Here is a 15806-nt window from a genome sequence, read left to right as displayed (position 1 = left end):
GCTGTCCTCCTGAGATCGGGGTGTGGGTGGGGAGGTTCCTGGGTTTGGGATTGAAGTCGGGGGCGAGTGTGTGTGTTCGGGTGATGTGGTTTAAGAATTCGGGGGGATCAAAAAATCTTTTGCGTTCGTGACGCAGTGAAGCTATTGTTTGAGGCGCTTTTGGAACTGAACCGGTTTCGATCTGGCAAGGAATGGCCATCAGCGGTCAGCATTTCTCCCGAATCCGGTTCTTGCGATCGGAATCATTTCTCCTGGTTTCGATTGTCGGTGACAGTCTGTCGTTTCCTCTCCCTGCTCGTTTCCGCCAGTATGTCCGTAGGTTGCGCATGGGTGATGTCAGGCATGCTCCTGGCTTCATGCGTCAGGCGTGCTGTTGTCTCGGAGTCCCTTTTGACAGGAGAGCGACCTTGTATCATCGAGAACGTCGCGGCTTCACGTTGATCGAGTTATTGGTGGTCATCGCCATTATCGGTGTCTTGATCGCCTTGCTGTTGCCGGCCGTGCAGAGTGCGCGTGAAGCGGCTCGCCGGGCCCAGTGCACGAATAACCTGAAGCAGATCGGGTTGGCGGTGCACAACTATCATGACACCTGGGGAGCGTTCCCGATGGGCGAGATGCCCGGCGGGCTGTCGCCTCAGGTGGGGTTGCTGCCGTTCCTGGAGCAGACCCAGGTGTACGACTCGTTCAACTTCAACCTGGGCGTGCGCTGGATCTGGACCGACCCGGCGACCATTACCGTGGGCCGGACCAAGATCAGTGCCTACGTGTGCCCCTCAGAAATTTACACCGAGTACGCCAGTGACGCATTTCAGTTCTGGGCCTCGAATTACGCCTGGAACTCGGGAACGTGGTATCCTCGCACCCAGCAGTGGGACGGCCTGTTCGGCCGATCGTACGGGCGGAACAATAGTACCGAGGCGACCATCGGCGGTCTGCCGAACAACGCCTTGAGCCTGGTCAACTTCGCATCGATCAAGGACGGCACCAGCAACACCCTGCTGTGCGCCGAGGTGGCCAATGGCCCGCTGGTGGTGGGAGCGGCCCGGACGAAGGTCTCGGACTGCTACCAGGCGGTTGGTCTGAGCAATACCTCGACGGTTCAAGAGGCGGTGACAGCGTGCAATCAGATTGACTGGGGCTCTGGGGAGATTCCCTGGGGCGGATCGTGGCGATACAAAGGTTACGCCTGGGTCGAAGGTTCGATCTGGCGCAACTGGTTCAACTCGATTCGGACCCCGAATCAGACCTGCTGCCGTCCGTCGGACTGGTGGTTCATCATGAAGCCTGCCTCGTCGTATCACCCGGGCGGCGCCAACGCGGTGATGGCCGACGGCAGTGTGAAGTTCTTCAAAGAAACGGTCGCGCTGCCGACCTGGATGGCCCTGAGCACCCGGGTTGGCGGTGAGGTGGTCAGCTCCGATCAGTTCTGATTGCGAGCGGATTGGCCCACGCACGCGCAGCGATTGGTTCACGACCCATTCCCATCCCGATCGCTCGGGGTGGGGAGGGTCGTCCCATGCATGGCTCAGCTCTGATTGGTGCAATCAGGCAGGGTTGTCATGCATTGCTCGGAGATTTTCCTCGTTCGAAATTCCTTGAAAGGTTCACGTCGCGATGCAATTTTTCCGACGAAACGCGCTCGGTTTCATGATTGGTGCCTCCCTGATGGCGGTCCTGAGCCTTCCCGGTTGTGGTGAGAAGCCGCCGCCGCCGGTCGAGATTGATGAGATTGATTTCGAGGAAGCCGAGAAGGAGGCGACCAAGGAATACGGGGGTGAGATGTAAGATCTCGCATGAGATCGAGGGAGTGTCATTGTATGGGTTTGCTCCCAGGGGGAAGGCCGACTCGGGCCTTCCTCCATCGTTTTTTGGTGTTCGGGGTCGGGGCGGTTCTGCTGACGATGCTCGGGTGTCGCAAGGCGACCGATGGCGCTGTTGGTGATCGGAGCGGAGCAAGACCGGCTCGGGCTCCGATTTCGAAGCCTGAGGTCGGCCCCTGGTTCGTGGACCGTGCCCCTGAGTTCGGGATCGACGTGGTGACGCGATCCGGCGACCCGCGAAAGCATTGCGTACTCGACGCGATCGGGACGGGAGTCGCCCTGTTCGACATGGACACCGACGGCGATCTCGATCTCTTTGTCGCCGGTGGGAGCGAGGTTCGGGAGGGAGCGGTGCGGTCGGCCGGTGGTCCCTGGCTGTTCCGCAACGACGGCCCCGGACAATGGTCGGACACGACCCAAATTTCGGGTCTTCGGCACACCGGATGGGCCCAGGGGGTGGCCGTGGCCGATTTCGACGCCGACGGCTTCCCGGACCTGATCGTGGTGCAGCATGGTCCCGACACGCTCTGGCGGAACCGGGGAGACGGCACGTTCGAGGATGTGACCCGAGCCGCCGGGATCGACGACCCGAGCTGGGGCGTTTCGGCCACCTGGGGAGATGTGGACGAAGATGGATGGGTTGACCTTTATGTAACGAACTACCTGGAGGTCGATCCCCTTCACCCCCCTGCCCTGAACGATTATTTGCCCGGTGTGCCGGTCTTCCAGGGACCGGCGACCTTGCCGGGCCAGACCGACCGGCTCTGGCGGAACCGGGGGGACGGTACGTTTGAGGACTGGACCGAGCGGGCCGGGCTGCTTCGGGCGCCGAACAAGGGGATGTCGGCCCTGCTGGTCGATCTGAACGAAGACGGGCATCTGGATTTGTACGTGACCAACGATACCCATGCCAATGAGCTGTTCCGAGGCCTGGGCGAGGGGCGCTTCGAGGAGATCGGCGTTCCGGCCGGAGTCGCGTACAACACCTATGGAATTGCCGAAGGGAGCATGGCCGTCGATGTGGCCGACCTCGACGGCGATGGACGGCTCGACCTGGCCCTGAGCAACTTCCGGCAGGAAGGGAGCCGCGTGTACGCGAACCTCGGCGATCATCTCTACGCGGATCGTGCGAGCGATTTCTCGCTCTGGGGGCTGACGGGCGGGTTCGTCGGCTGGGGGCTGGTACTGGCCGATTTCGATGCCGACGGTTGGCCCGACCTGTTTCAGGCCAACGGGCACGTCTATCCCAACGTGCCCGATGCCCACTACGACATGCCGGCGATCTTCCTGCGCAATCGAGAGGGGAGAACGCTGGAAGAGGTGACAGCCTCGTGGGGGCCCGACCTGGACTCCATTCGGTCGGGTCGAGCGGTGGCCGTCGGCGATCTGGACAACGACGGTGATCTCGACCTGGTGATCTCGACCATCGACGGCCCCTTGCGCATGCTGATCAACGAAGGATCATCCGAAGGGTCGGCAGTGATGCTCCGGCTGGTCGGCCGCCGGCCGAACCTGGAGGCGATTGGGGCCCGGGTCGAGTTGGAGGCCGGGGGCCGCACGTTCAAAGGGACGGTTCGCCGCGGTGGGAGTATTCTGGCCGCGTCGGATGTTCGGTTGCATTTCGGGCTGGGCAACGCCTCGACCATCGACCGGCTGCGGGTCCGATGGCCCGACGGCTCGGAAGACCGCTTCGACAACCTTGACGTCAAGACGTGCTTGACGATCCATCAGGACGGCCCGACCATGACGAGTCGTCCGTTTCAGGACTGATCCGATTTCCTTCGATTCCCGTTCCGAAGGCGAACTGTGATGAGCCAACAACCTGTCGAACCGACGCCGACACCTCCTCCCGCCACGCCTCCGGCGCCTTCTCGTTCCTCGTCACTGCTGCGACGAAGCGTGATCGGCCTGGCGGTCATCGGTCTGGGGGGATTCCTGTTCTGGAAATTGGTCGGGGCCGACCTGTATGAACAGGTGAAGGAATATCAGCTTGCGGTGGAAGACCGCGACCTGTCGGCGCCGGTCGGATACCTCGGCCTGAATTACCGGAAGGAATACAATTCCCGACCACCTCAATTTCACTTCGAGGAAGACGGGAAAAAACTGCTCTTTGCCTCGATCGGCGACGGCGAAACTCCCGAGTTTTATGATGTGACCGACGCGCAGTTCGACCCGATGATCCTCCAGGGAGGCTTCGGGCGCGACTCGATTCCGGGCGTCGATTACCCGATCCTCCAAGCTCCCGATGGGGAGATTGCCCAGAACATCGGCGATCGGAATGAGGTGGTGGGCGTGGTGCTGGAGTCTGGCCCGAGAGCCTATCCGATGGGGGCCTTGACGAAGGTTGAGATCGTCAACGATGTCGACGGCGAGACTCCCATCGCAATTGTCTATGCCCGAGGACCAGACACTGTCCGCATCTACCGGCGCGACATCGAGGGAACACCCGTAACGCTCGGCACCACCGGGTACGCGACCGATGACAAGGTTCCGTTGTTCTACGATCGGAAAACCAAGAGTCTCTGGCTGGAGGAGCCCGACGGCTCGGCCCTGACCTGCGTCAATGGTGAATACGTCGGCACCCGGCTGCCGGCGCACAAAACCCTGGAACGGCTCACCTGGGGTGAGTGGGTCGGGCAGTATCCGGATACGGATGTTCTGATCGGCAACGATCGTTCGCAGCCGATTCCGGAGGAGTGATCGTTCGGGGACCGGGTCGGAGCCGCCAGGGACCCCTCACCCCAACCCTCTCCCCGCTCGCGGGGAGAGGGGCCGGAACGGATCGGTCAGCGAATCGGGCGGAGGCTCCGGTTAGTCTCCGACTGCGACGCTTCGGCGTGCCGAGGACGAGGACGAGGAGCGGGGCTTGAAGTCGGCCTTGTCGATGGCGTGGATGCGAAGCTTTTCGCTGATGCTCCGGCGCGAGAGGCCGCTGTGGGCGGCCGAGCGGTCGATGCGGCCTCGGTAGCGTTCGAGGACGCCGCAGAGGTAGGAGCGTTCGATCCGTTCGGTCAGCTCTCGGGTAATCTCGTGCAACGGGCGGCGGACGTCGAAGCTGAGGTCGAGCGCGCCCTCGTCGGGGCCTTCGGCGAGGTAAGGGGGCAGGTGCTCGACGCGAACGACCTCGCCCGGGGCGGTGATCGCCAGTTGCTCGACCAGATGCTCCAGCTCCCGGACATTGCCCGGCCAGTCGTATCGGGCCATCCGGCTCAGGGTTTCTCGGGCGAAGCTCTTTTTCGGATACCCGCGCTCGCGGAGCAGGTCGAGGAAGTGATCGACCAATAGCGGGATGTCTTCCGGGCGATCGCGGAGCGGCGGCAAGCTGACGGTGACGACGTTGAGCCGGAAGAAAAGATCCTCGCGGAAGGTTCCCTCGGACACGGCCCGTTTCAGGTCCACGTTGGTCGCGGCGAGGATGCGGGTGTTGACCTGCAACGTCTCGGTGCCGCCGACGCGCTCGAAGGTGCCGTCCTGCAGGACGCGCAGGAGCTTCGCCTGCACGCCAAGGGGCAGCTCGCCGATCTCGTCGAGAAAGAGGGTTCCCCCTTCGGCCAGCTCGAACCGGCCTTGCTTGCGGCGGTCGGCCCCGGTGAAGGCCCCTTTCTCGTGGCCGAACAGCTCGCTTTCGAGCAACGGCTCGGGCAGGGCCGCGCAGTTGACGGCGACGAGCGGGCCGGATCGGGTGGCGTCGGCCAGGTGCAGGGCCTGGGCGACCAGCTCCTTGCCGGTGCCGGTCTCTCCCGTGATCAGGACGTTGCAGTGGGCCGAGGCGACGCGCTCGACCCGCTCGAACACATCGCGCATGCCGGGGCTGGTGCCGAGCAGGTTGTGAAAGCCGAACCGCTGGCGGAGCCGGTCGCGGGCGTCGTTCACCTCGTCGAGCAGACTCCGGTCGGCCAGGGCGCGCTCGACGAGAACCTGGACCTGATCCGGGTCGATCGGTTTGGTGAGGAAGTCGTAGGCGCCGAGCTTCATGGCCTCGACGGCCACGTCGATCGAGGCGAAGGCGGTCATGACGATGACCGTGACGGGGAGATCGCGCTGGCGGATCTCGCGGATCAGGTCGAGCCCGTCAATCCCCCGGCCGTCCATCCGCAGGTCGGTGAGCACGAGCGAGAACTTGCCGTCGACGATCCGTTCGAGGGCCTCGGTGCCGTTCGTGACGACCTTGATCCGGCGATCGGGTCGGCTGAGCAGCAACGAGAGCTGCTGGCAGGTCAGCTCGCTATCATCGACCACGAGGATGCGTCGATCCATGGCGCTTCATCCCGGTTGAGCAGGCCCCCGGGCCCCTCCTGGGCAGGCCCGGCTTCGCCACTCGGGGCACTCCGGCCCCGATCCGGCGACGGGCGGGAAGACCCCGCCCGGTGGCGCATCATGCGATACGTTGTACCTGACTATCGTGCGTCGGAGGCCCCCTGTCAAGACGTTTGACCCCCTTCGCGTGCTCATGCGATCACGCCCGGGGGTTGCCCAGGTGATGGTCGAGGAACTGGTACGACCGCTCTCGGACGTCGGGCGGGAAGTCGTGCTCGTCGTCCGGGTATTCGACGACCAGGTGATCGGGAGCCCCGAGCAGCTCGTAGATCGGCGTGGCCGCCGCGATGCAGACGCGGACCCCCTTGACCTCGAAGTTCGCATCCCGCAGCGGCGAATTCGAGAAGAACGGCCGGGGAGCCAGCGCGCCAATCAGTTCGGGAAAATCAAACGGCATCCGCGCCGGGTCGGTGCCGAATTTCGAGACGATCCGCGGCATGTACCCCTTGTGCGACCAGCCGGCGATCTTCCCTTCATAATAATAGGGGAAGCTGTTGTAGCCGCAGGAGGAGACAATCGCCTTCACGCGGTCGTCGAAGACGGCCAGGAAGATCGAGTTGTGCCCGCCGAGCGAGTGGCCGATGGCGCCGATGCGGTCAGACGCGACCTCGGGACGGCTGGCCAAAAGGTCGATCCCCCGCATGTGGTTCCAGATCCCCTTCATCGAGGCGCTGGCGTAGCCGAGGGCGTAGGGATCGACCGTGTACTCGCCGAAGTTCGGGTAGTCGGGGGTCAGAACGACGTAACCGCGCTCGGCCAGTTCCTTGGCCGACGAGCGATTGGGCCGCGCATCGACCCCGACCGGCTCGTCCTTGCCCGACCGGACCGTCTGGTGCAGGCAGATCATGGCCGGGAAGCCTCCCTCGGGGGCCTCGCCGTTGGGGATGGACAGCCAGGCCGGCACGCGGTCGCCCGGCTCGCTGGCATAGGTAACGTGAATGCGCGTATAGCCGTCTTCGGCAACCTTCTCACCGTACTCAGGAGCCAGGGGGACGCGGCGCTCGCCTCCGGGCATCGGGCCCATGACCTCCTGAAGGTGAAACAGGATGTGTGCCCGCCTCACGTCCCAATCGCTCGGCGAGGCGACGGGGTGGGATTCCCCCTGGCCATCGATCACCACAGTGAGGTCCGTGTGGTCGTCGTAAGTCGGTGCCTTGAGCGAAGAATCGGGCTGACGGTACATCGTGGTGCGGCTCCGGGGCGGGACGCTTGCTTGGCTCAGCTTGGCTCGGTCGAACGATTCTTTGGAGGGTTTTCCGCAGATCTCGGCCGGTTCATCGTCCTTGTTGTACGGTCTGGCGGAATTCGAGGCAACGGCCGATCGGCTCGCGGCGCCTCCGAGGCGTTCCGGTCCCCTGCCCCGGTGGCTGGTCGAATGCGCTCCCGATCGAATCCCTTCGGAGTGTGACCTAAGACATCCCCGTGGTCATGCGTTGTGAGATCAAAGGGGCGTGGCGTGGTACACTGAAGGCCACGTCCTCGGGGTGCCGGTCCCAACCGGCGCGGTCGATCGAACCGGTTTGCGATGAGGCATCGCAAACCATCAAGGCTGGACACAACAAGGAGCGTCAGCCATGAGGAACTGGCACGGCCGAGCCGTCGTCTCGATGACCCTGGTGTTGTCGGGAGCCATTGCCGTCTCCGCGCGACAGGGAGGGGAAGCCCTGAAGGACGCCTCGAACGCCGAGGCCCTGCGGGTGCCAGACGCCCGGCAGGTGATCGAACCGATCGCTCCCGATTTGCCCGGCGCGATTGTCGATCGCCTGCAAGAAGGCCAGTACGCCGAGGCCGCCGCCTTACTCGACGATTGGGGATCGGCCGACGACGCTGACGCCGACCGTCGCGCCTATGCCGCCTGGATTCGAGGGGTGGCGCTCCGACTCAACCAACAGCCGGATCAGGCCCGAGATGTCTTGACGGCCGCCCTTGACGCCGACCCCGACGGCCGATGGTCGGCCAAGCTCCGCTCGGAACTGGCCTCCACCGAACTGGCCGCCAATCGCCCCGAACAGGCCGAGGCTCTGGCCCGAGCCCAGGTCGAAACCTTGCTCGACCCGGCGCGGAAGGACAGTCTGGCCGGCGTGTACGTGGCCTTCGCCGATCGCCTGCTCAAGCCCGAGCAACCTTCCGCCACGCCCGATCCCGAGGCCGCGCACGCCCTGCTCGATCAGGCCCGATCGCTGGCGAAAGGGGCCGAGCTGCGTGCCCGGATTCGCTTCCGTATGGGTCTGGCCAGCCAGCAAAGCGGGAACCACGGACGCGCCGTGGAAGAATTTCAAGATTACATTGAATCCTTTCCCGAAGGTGACGACCTCGCCCGAGCCCGGTTCCATCTGGGAGAGGCCCAGCTTGCCCTGGGGCAGACCCTTCCGGCCCGTCTGACCTGGACCGACCTTGCCCGCGATCTGGAGGGAGATCAGAGCGCCGTCGATGTGCGGGCCGACGCCCTGTTCCAGATCGCCCGGACCTACGGCATTCCTCAGCCGCCCGACGACACGAGCCTCGACCTCGGCATTGCCGCCCTGAAACGCTATCTCGACGCCTTCCCGGAGCACGAGCAAGCCGTGAAGGCCGCGGCCTGGATCGGGACCTCGGCCCAGTTTCGCGGCCAGAGCCAGCGGGCGCTCGACGCCTTCCGCGCCTTCCTCACCGAGGAAGCGTTCCGCGTGACGACCGACGCCGCGCGCGACGACCTGGCCGAGCTTCGGATGACCGTCGCCTTTCAGGTGGCTCAGGTCCTTCGGCAGCAAGAACGCTATCCCGAGGCGATCGACGCCTTCCGGGGCTATCTGGCCCAGTACCCCGATGGTCCGCAATCGGCCGACGCCCAGCGCGAGATCGTCAACACGCAACTCATGATCGCCAACGATCAGTTGCGCAAGGAACAGTTTGACGACGCCCGGGCCTCGTTCCGGCAGTTTGTGAATCAGTATCCGCTTGATCCGAGGGTGCCGGATCTCCTGTGGCAGATTGGTGAGAGCTTCGCCCAGCAAGAGCGGTTTGACGAGGCGATTGCCGCCTGGGAGACGCTCATCGGCAAGTTTCCCGGCACCGAGCCGAGTGGCCACGCTCAGTATCGCATCGGTGAGGTGCTGGAAGTCGAACGCCGACAGCCCGAACAGGCCATCGAACGCTACAAACGCGTGGCCGTCGAGCCCTGGCAGTCGCGGGCCAGGCAACGCATTCTTACCATGGAATCGACCGAGCTGACGGTCGTCACCCCTCGGACGTTCCGGTCGGGAGAGGTGCCGTTCCTGGAGATCACGACCAGGAATATCGAATCCCTCACCTTCCGAGCCTTTACGCTGAACCCCGAGTCGTACTTCCGCAAGAAGCACGCCTTGAAGGGGGTCGAATCGCTCGACGTGGGGCTGGTTGCTCCTGATGCCGAGTGGACGGTCGAGGTCCCTGAGTTCACCAAATATGCGCCGATCAAGCATGAGTTCACGCTCGACAAGGTCGAGGTCCCGGGCGTCCACGTCATCAAGGTCAGCGACGAGGAGAAGCTCCAGGCGACGACCCTGGTGATCGGCAGCGACCTGGATGCGATCGTCAAGACCTCGCGTGATCAATTGCTTGTATTCGTGCAGGATATGGTCGAGGGGTCGGGGCGATCTGGGGCTCGCGTCCTGGTGTCGCAAGGGGGCCAGGTCATCGTCGAGGAGACGACCGGCGACGATGGCGTGGTTCTGGCCGACTGGCCGCAGCCGAGGGACCCGGGCGCGCCGCTCTCTTACCTTGTGATCGACGGCCCGCACGTGGCTGGAACTGGCCTCGGCGTGCCGCAGCAGGTGGCACGCGGCCTCAGCCCGAGGGCGTTCCTCTACACCGATCGGCCGGCTTACCGACCCGGTCAGCAGGTCGAGCTGCGCGGGGTGGTCCGGGAGGTGAAGGACGGCCAGTATGATCACGTGCCGGGAGCGAGCTATCGCCTGGAGGTGATCGACAGCCGAGGGCGGCGGATCATCGAGAAGGAGGTGACGCTTTCCGACTTTGGCACCTTCCACGAGTCGATCCCGATCGATTCGTCGGCCCCGGTCGGTTCGTATCAGGTGAAGCTGGAACAGCCGGGCAAGAGCAGTTTCTCCGGCGCGTTTCAGGTGCAGGCGTATCAGCTGCGCAAGGTCGATCTCACCATCGATCTGCCGCGCTCGGTTTACTTCCGTGGCGAGACGGTCGAGGGGAAGGCGGTCGCCCGCTATCAGTATGGCACCCCCCTGGCGGGCCGATCGATCCTGGTGGAATTGCCCGACGGCCGCACACTCTCGGGTGAAACCGACGAGAACGGCGAATATGAATTTTCGTTTGAGACGACCGGATTCGGCGAGGAACAGCCGTTGGTGATCATCGGCCGGTTGCCCGAGGAAGGAGTGGCTGTGACCGGATCGGCCATGCTGGCCGTCCGAGGCTTCCGGATCGACCTGTCTACCACCCGCGATGTTTACCTCGACGGCGAATCGTTCCCGCTTAACGTCCGCACGATCGATGCCCTCGGCGATCCGATCGAGACCGCGCTGGAGCTGGCGATTCTCAAGCGGGTCGGTGAGCGGGGGGTGATGGCCGAGCGGCGGGTTGAGATCCGGAAATTCGTCACCGATGAATCCACCGGGGCCGCCTCGGTTGACCTGGTTATCAACGATCCCAAAGGCGGTTCGTACGTCCTTCGAGCTTCGGGAACCGACCGCTTCGGGAACCCGATCGTTGCCGAACGGGCGTTGACGATTTCCGGCTCGGAAGATTCCGAGAAGCTTCGCATCCTGGCCGATCGCCTGACCTTCAAGGTGGGTGAGCGGGCCGAGGTGAATTTGAATAATCGATCGGGCACCGGCCCTGCGCTCGTGACCTGGGAGGCCGATCGCATCCTCGACTATCGCATCGTCACCCTCGACGACGGTGAGAACGTCGTTTCCTGGGAGGCGAACAATGCCCAGTTCCCGAACGTCACATTGGCCGCGGCCCGCATGGCCGAGTCGGCCTTCCACACCACGCAGACCGAGATCACTCTACAGCGGGATCTCCGGGTGACGATCGAGCCGGCGAAAGAGCGTGTCGGACCCGGTGAAGACTTTGAGGTCGTTGTGACCGCGACCGACCAGCTGGGCAATCCCGTGAAGGCGGAGCTGTCGCTCGCGCTCGTCGATCGGGCCTTGTTGCGGCTGTTCGACGACCCGCACCCGCCGATCGGCCCGTTCTTCTATGATCAGGTTCGCACCGGAGCGTTTGCGACCGAGGCGACCAACACCTTCCGCTACGCGCCTCAGACGGAGCCGATCGCCGATGCCCTGCTTGAAGAACAGCAGCGGCTGGAACTCGCAGCCCTCGCAGATCGCGAGGCGGAAAGCGCCCGTCAGCAGGCCGGTCAGATGATGGGCATGGGAGGAGGAATGGGAGGCATGGGAGGCATGCCAGGTCCAGATGGCATGTTTGCCGCTCCTGCTGCGGCTCCTGCCATGCCCGGGATTGCGGCCGAAAACTTCGGTGCGGTCGCGGCGGATGCCGCAGCTCCCATGATGGGAGAGGAGGGGATAGTCCTGGGGCGCCGGTTACGCGAGAACGCCCCTGCTCGTTACGAGTTGGGATACCTCGGTCTGGAAAAGGCTGCGACCCGGGGTGCGGGGCGTCTCGACGGAGCCGCGCCCGTCACCCGTCAGCAGTTCGTCGAAACCGCCTACTGGAACCCGAGCATCGTCACCGGCGACGACGGCACGGCCCGAGTGACTCTCACCGCGCCGACGGCCCTCTCGCGCTACGAGTTCTCGGCGCGCGGTGTGACCGGAGCCGACACGCTCGCCGGGCAAACGACGGCCGACGTACAGGTGGCTCAGGATTTCTTCGTTGAGCTGAGTGTGCCGAGCATCCTGACCGAAGGGGACCAACCTCGGTTCCTCGCCCGGGTGCATCACTCGGGGGTGAAGGGGCGAGTCGAGCTGCAACTGGCCTCGTATGCGACCGGCCAGGATCGCGTGGATCCGAAAACGATCGAGGTGGACGGCGATGGCGTGACTGAGGTCCTGTTCGACCCGATCCCGATTCCCGATGCGACATCAATCGAGCTGACCCTGACCGCTCGGGCCGGCGACCGGGCCGACGAGATTGCGACCACCGTTCCCGTTCGTCCCTGGGGCGTGCAGGCGATTGCCTCGGCCTCGGGATCGAGCCGAGACGATGCCACCGTCTTCCTCGAACTGCCGAAGGGACGCCGCTACGACGCTCCCGAGATGCTCATTACCCTCTCGCCTTCGGTTCAACGGCTGTTGATTGAAGTGGCCCTCGGCCAGCAGTTCTGGCTCCGATCGGGCCGCATGGACCCCGACCTGGCCCGCATTTGCTTGCCGCCGTCGAGCTCGGTGGCCGACCGGGCGTCGGATCTGATGGCCGCAACCGAGGCCCTGGTGTATCTCCGCAAGGTCGGCGGGACCGATGCGCCCGAGGCCGCCCGGCTGGCTGGTCGCATCCGGGGGCTGGTGGCCGAGCTGGTCGGTCTGCAAAACGACGACGGCGGCTGGCCGTGGGTGCCGTCACGGCCGGAATCGCCCGCTGCGAGCGATCGGCTCACGTCAAGCTCGGTCCTCTGGTCGCTCTCGATGGCGGAGTCGGTGGGCTTGCTCAGCGATCGCTCGGTGGCGGATCGGGCGGTCGTCTGGCTGGAACAGCAGTTCGCGCAGCTCGATGCGGGCGATCGCGAGACGCGGGCCGCCCTGCTCCACGCCCTGAGCACCCGAGGACGCGGCGGCTTCGAGCAGGCCAACCGCCTGAACCGCGATCGCCAGGATCTCTCCAACAGTGCGCTGGCGTTTTTAGCGTTGACGTTTGCAAACCTCGATCGATCGAGTCTCGCCGCCGAGGTGCTCGGCGTGCTCGGCCCCCGATCGAAGACGACCGCGCCCGAACCCGGTGCCCCGCTGCAACGCTACTGGGAGGCAGACACCCGCCACCCCTTCCATCAGGCCACCACCGAGGTCACGGCCTTGGTCACGCTGGCCTATGCTCGCGTGCGACCGGATGCCGCAGAGGTCGATCAGGCCGCCGCCTGGCTCCTGGCGCAGCGGGTCGGGTTCGGCTGGAACCCGTACAAGGCGAAAGGACCGGCGATCGCCGCGCTGAGCCGAGTCTTCGGCGAGGCCGACGCCGCGGGAGACAATTATCGCCTGGTGATCACCGTCAATGACGAAGAAGTCCACCGCGTCGAAGTCTCCGGACGTTCCGAAGGCCAGGCGATTCGCGTTCCTCGCAAGGCGATCGACCCTGCCGCTCGCAATCGCGTCCGCTTCAACCTGGAGGGACGAGGAACGTTCGGCTATGCCGTGACCCTCACCGGTTTCACCCGAGAGTTCGGGCCGGATCAAGATCGGCGCAATCGTTCCTTCGTGATCGATCGCCGCGTGGTGCTGGCCGCGGCGCCGGAGTTCGAGGGCAAGCCGCTGCCCACGGGGTTCTCGGTGGCGGTCAACCCGCAGACCTTCCGCAACGAGGTGTCGCAAGTGGCCCTCGGCGGTCGGGCTCGTGTGGAACTGTCGGCTAGCCGGTACACCCGATCGGGCCAGCCGACCTGGGAACGCGAGTTCCTCGTGATCGAGGAACCTTTGCCCGCCGGCGTGATGCTGGTCGAAGATTCGATCCAGACCAGTGCCTCGCATTATGAAGTGAACGACGGTCTGTTGACCCTCTTCTTCGCCCCCGATCAATACCCGGGGACGACCTCGTACGACGTCTTCGGCAACCTTTCGGGGACGTTCCGTGCCCTGCCCCCTTCGATCCGGAGCGCCTACGATCCGGGCCGTGCTCACCTGGGCGAACCGACGAATCTGACCGTGCTGGAACCCGGCCGATCCTCGACCGATCCCTACCGACCAACCCCGGATGAGCTGTTCGCCCGGGGCTCGGCCCTGTTTGAGGATGATCGGTTCGCCGAGGCGGCCGAGGCGCTGGGGACGCTCTGGTCCGGATACACGCTCCGCGACGACATCGCCCGACAGGCCGCCCGGATGCTCCTGACCGCGCACATTCGGCTCGACCAACCCCGGCCAATCGTCCAGTTCTTCGAGATTCTCCGCGAAAAGGCCCCCGAGATCGTGATCCCCTTTGAGGAGATCGCCGCCGTGGGTCGCTCGTATCGAGCGATCGGTGAGTCGGAACGTGCCTATCTCGTCTGGCGAGCCACGGCCGAGGCGAGCTACCTCGAAGACGCTCGCGTGGGTGAGGTGCTTCGCCAGCGCGACCGCCCGTTGGAATCGGTTGCGTATTTACTCGACCTCTGGCGAACCTCGCCGAAGACCGCGTCGATCGAGAGTGATTTCTTCGCACTCTCTCAGGTCGTGGCGGATCTGGCGATCCGGGCCGGCGAGGATCCGAGCCTTCGTCAAACCCTGCTCGACGCCGAGGTGGCCCCGCCGCAGTTGCTCTTGCAGTCAATTCGCCTGGTGCGAACCTTCCTCGCCCAGACTCCCGACAGCCCAATGGCCGACGAGGCGAGCCTGGCCCTGGTCAACACGTATCTCGACCTGAACGATCATGAAACCGTGGTGACGCTGGCCGAGCGGTTCGCCGATCGCTTCCAGAAAAGCAACTATCTCGATAGCTTCCGCTATTCCGAGGCCCTCGGCCGCTTCCGCCTCGGTCAATACGACCGCGCCATCGCTGTGGCCGAGACGATTGCCGCCGCCACCTATCGGGACGACCGCGGGGCCGAGATTCCCAGCCCGAACAAATGGCAGGCGCTTTATATCCTCGGCCAGATCTTCCACGCCCGCCGCGACGCCTCGAAGGCCGTTTCCTACTACGAGCAGGTCGCCGACCGCTTCACCGACGCCGCCGGGTCCATCCGACAACTGACCCGAGAGGAGCTGGAACTTCCCGAGATCACCGAGATTCATCCGTCCGGGGCTCCCGAGGCCGCGGCCGGTGGCGATGGGGTCGTTCGTGCCTTCCTCGACGACGACAACCCGGCGGACGAGCCGTCTGTCTCACTCCACTCGCGCAACATCAAGGAGGCCGCGGTCACGGTCTATCCGGTGGACCTGATGCGGTTGTACCTGACCCGCCGCAGCCTCGACGACATCGCCGGGATCGACCTGGCGGGGATTACCCCCCTGGTTGAGACGACCGTTCCCCTCTCGGAGGGGATCGACTTCGATGCCCGATCGACCGACATTGCCTTGCCGGTCGAATCGGAGGGGGCGTATCTGGTCATGATTCGAGGAGACGATCGCTATGCCTCGGGCATCGCGCTGGTCAGTCCCCTGGAGCTGGACGTGCTGGAAGAACGAGAGGCCGGTCGTGTTCGCGTGACCGTTCGTCTCGCCAAGACCGGCGAATTTCTGCCAGGCGTGCAGGTTCGCGTGATCGGATCGGGCAATGAGCGGTTCTTCAGTGGAGAAACCGATCTGCGCGGTGTTTTCGTGGCCGAAGGGGTTCGCGGTCAGGTCACGGCAGTTGCCCGTCGTGACGGCGATCAATACGCCTTCTACCGAGGTGTTTCCCCGGTTGGGCCTCCCGAAACCCCGGTCCCAACTCCTGAACCGACCGAGCCGGCGGAAGCCTCGCTCGAAGAAAACCTTCGCCTGCAAAATCGCTCGAATCAGCTCCGGCAAATGGAACGCCTCGAACAGCGATTCCAGGAAGGAGGAGGCAAGGGAGTGCAGGTCGACAAGGCCTACTGATTGGGCAATG

General features: G+C 64.6%; 7 protein-coding genes. 5 read left to right on the top strand and 2 right to left on the bottom strand.

What is annotated here, in order from left to right; translation table 11 throughout:
- Positions 1–407: 407 nt before the first annotated feature.
- The 4 genes from GA615_RS14500 to GA615_RS14490 all read left to right on the top strand — a co-directional run bounded on the left by GA615_RS14500 (position 408) and on the right by GA615_RS14490 (position 4520).
- Entirely contained in the window at positions 408–1430 is a 1023-nt protein-coding gene (locus GA615_RS14500; RefSeq protein WP_235905437.1) for a DUF1559 domain-containing protein, read from the top strand.
- A 184-nt stretch (positions 1431–1614) separates the two neighbouring features.
- The gene (locus tag GA615_RS27510) at positions 1615–1785 is read left to right on the top strand and encodes a hypothetical protein (RefSeq protein WP_161602342.1); all 171 of its coding nucleotides are present in this window, start codon (positions 1615–1617) and stop codon (positions 1783–1785) included.
- Between the two features lie 32 nt (positions 1786–1817).
- Positions 1818–3590 (top strand): CRTAC1 family protein, encoded by a 1773-nt coding sequence (locus GA615_RS14495; RefSeq protein WP_235905436.1) that lies wholly within the window; start codon positions 1818–1820, stop codon positions 3588–3590.
- Between the two features lie 39 nt (positions 3591–3629).
- Positions 3630–4520 carry a DUF3179 domain-containing (seleno)protein gene (locus GA615_RS14490; RefSeq protein ID WP_152052027.1) on the top strand — a complete coding sequence of 297 codons (891 nt, stop codon included), beginning with the start codon at positions 3630–3632 and terminating at the stop codon, positions 4518–4520.
- A gap of 111 nt (positions 4521–4631) precedes the next feature.
- Here the strand turns inward: GA615_RS14490 and GA615_RS14485 are convergent, their stop codons facing one another.
- The gene (locus tag GA615_RS14485; protein WP_152052026.1) at positions 4632–6077 is read right to left on the bottom strand and encodes a sigma-54-dependent transcriptional regulator; all 1446 of its coding nucleotides are present in this window, start codon (positions 6075–6077) and stop codon (positions 4632–4634) included.
- A gap of 199 nt (positions 6078–6276) precedes the next feature.
- Positions 6277–7320, bottom strand: coding sequence for an alpha/beta hydrolase family protein (locus tag GA615_RS14480; protein ID WP_152052025.1), 1044 nt, complete (start codon positions 7318–7320; stop codon positions 6277–6279).
- Positions 7321–7711: 391 nt separating this feature from the next.
- Between GA615_RS14480 and GA615_RS14475 the strand changes: the two genes are divergently transcribed.
- On the top strand, positions 7712–15796 hold the full coding sequence (locus GA615_RS14475; protein ID WP_152052024.1) for an MG2 domain-containing protein: 8085 nt from the start codon (positions 7712–7714) through the stop codon (positions 15794–15796).
- Positions 15797–15806 lie beyond the last annotated feature (10 nt).

Origin of the sequence: Tautonia marina, assembly GCF_009177065.1 — a bacterium.
Lineage (GTDB): Bacteria > Planctomycetota > Planctomycetia > Isosphaerales > Isosphaeraceae > Tautonia > Tautonia marina.
Note: the sequence above shows the minus strand (reverse complement) of the source record. Positions and strands in the feature narration are given on the sequence as shown.

Excerpts from the sequence above, each read along its gene's own strand:
- GA615_RS27510 (WP_161602342.1), top strand. The coding sequence starts at position 1,615 with ATGCAATTTTTCCGACGAAACGCGCTCGGTTTCATGATTGGTGCCTCC.
- GA615_RS14495 (WP_235905436.1), top strand. The coding sequence starts at position 1,818 with ATGGGTTTGCTCCCAGGGGGAAGGCCGACTCGGGCCTTCCTCCATCGT.
- GA615_RS14490 (WP_152052027.1), top strand. The coding sequence starts at position 3,630 with ATGAGCCAACAACCTGTCGAACCGACGCCGACACCTCCTCCCGCCACG.
- GA615_RS14485 (WP_152052026.1), bottom strand. The coding sequence starts at position 6,077 with ATGGATCGACGCATCCTCGTGGTCGATGATAGCGAGCTGACCTGCCAG.
- GA615_RS14480 (WP_152052025.1), bottom strand. The coding sequence starts at position 7,320 with ATGTACCGTCAGCCCGATTCTTCGCTCAAGGCACCGACTTACGACGAC.
- GA615_RS14475 (WP_152052024.1), top strand. The coding sequence starts at position 7,712 with ATGAGGAACTGGCACGGCCGAGCCGTCGTCTCGATGACCCTGGTGTTG.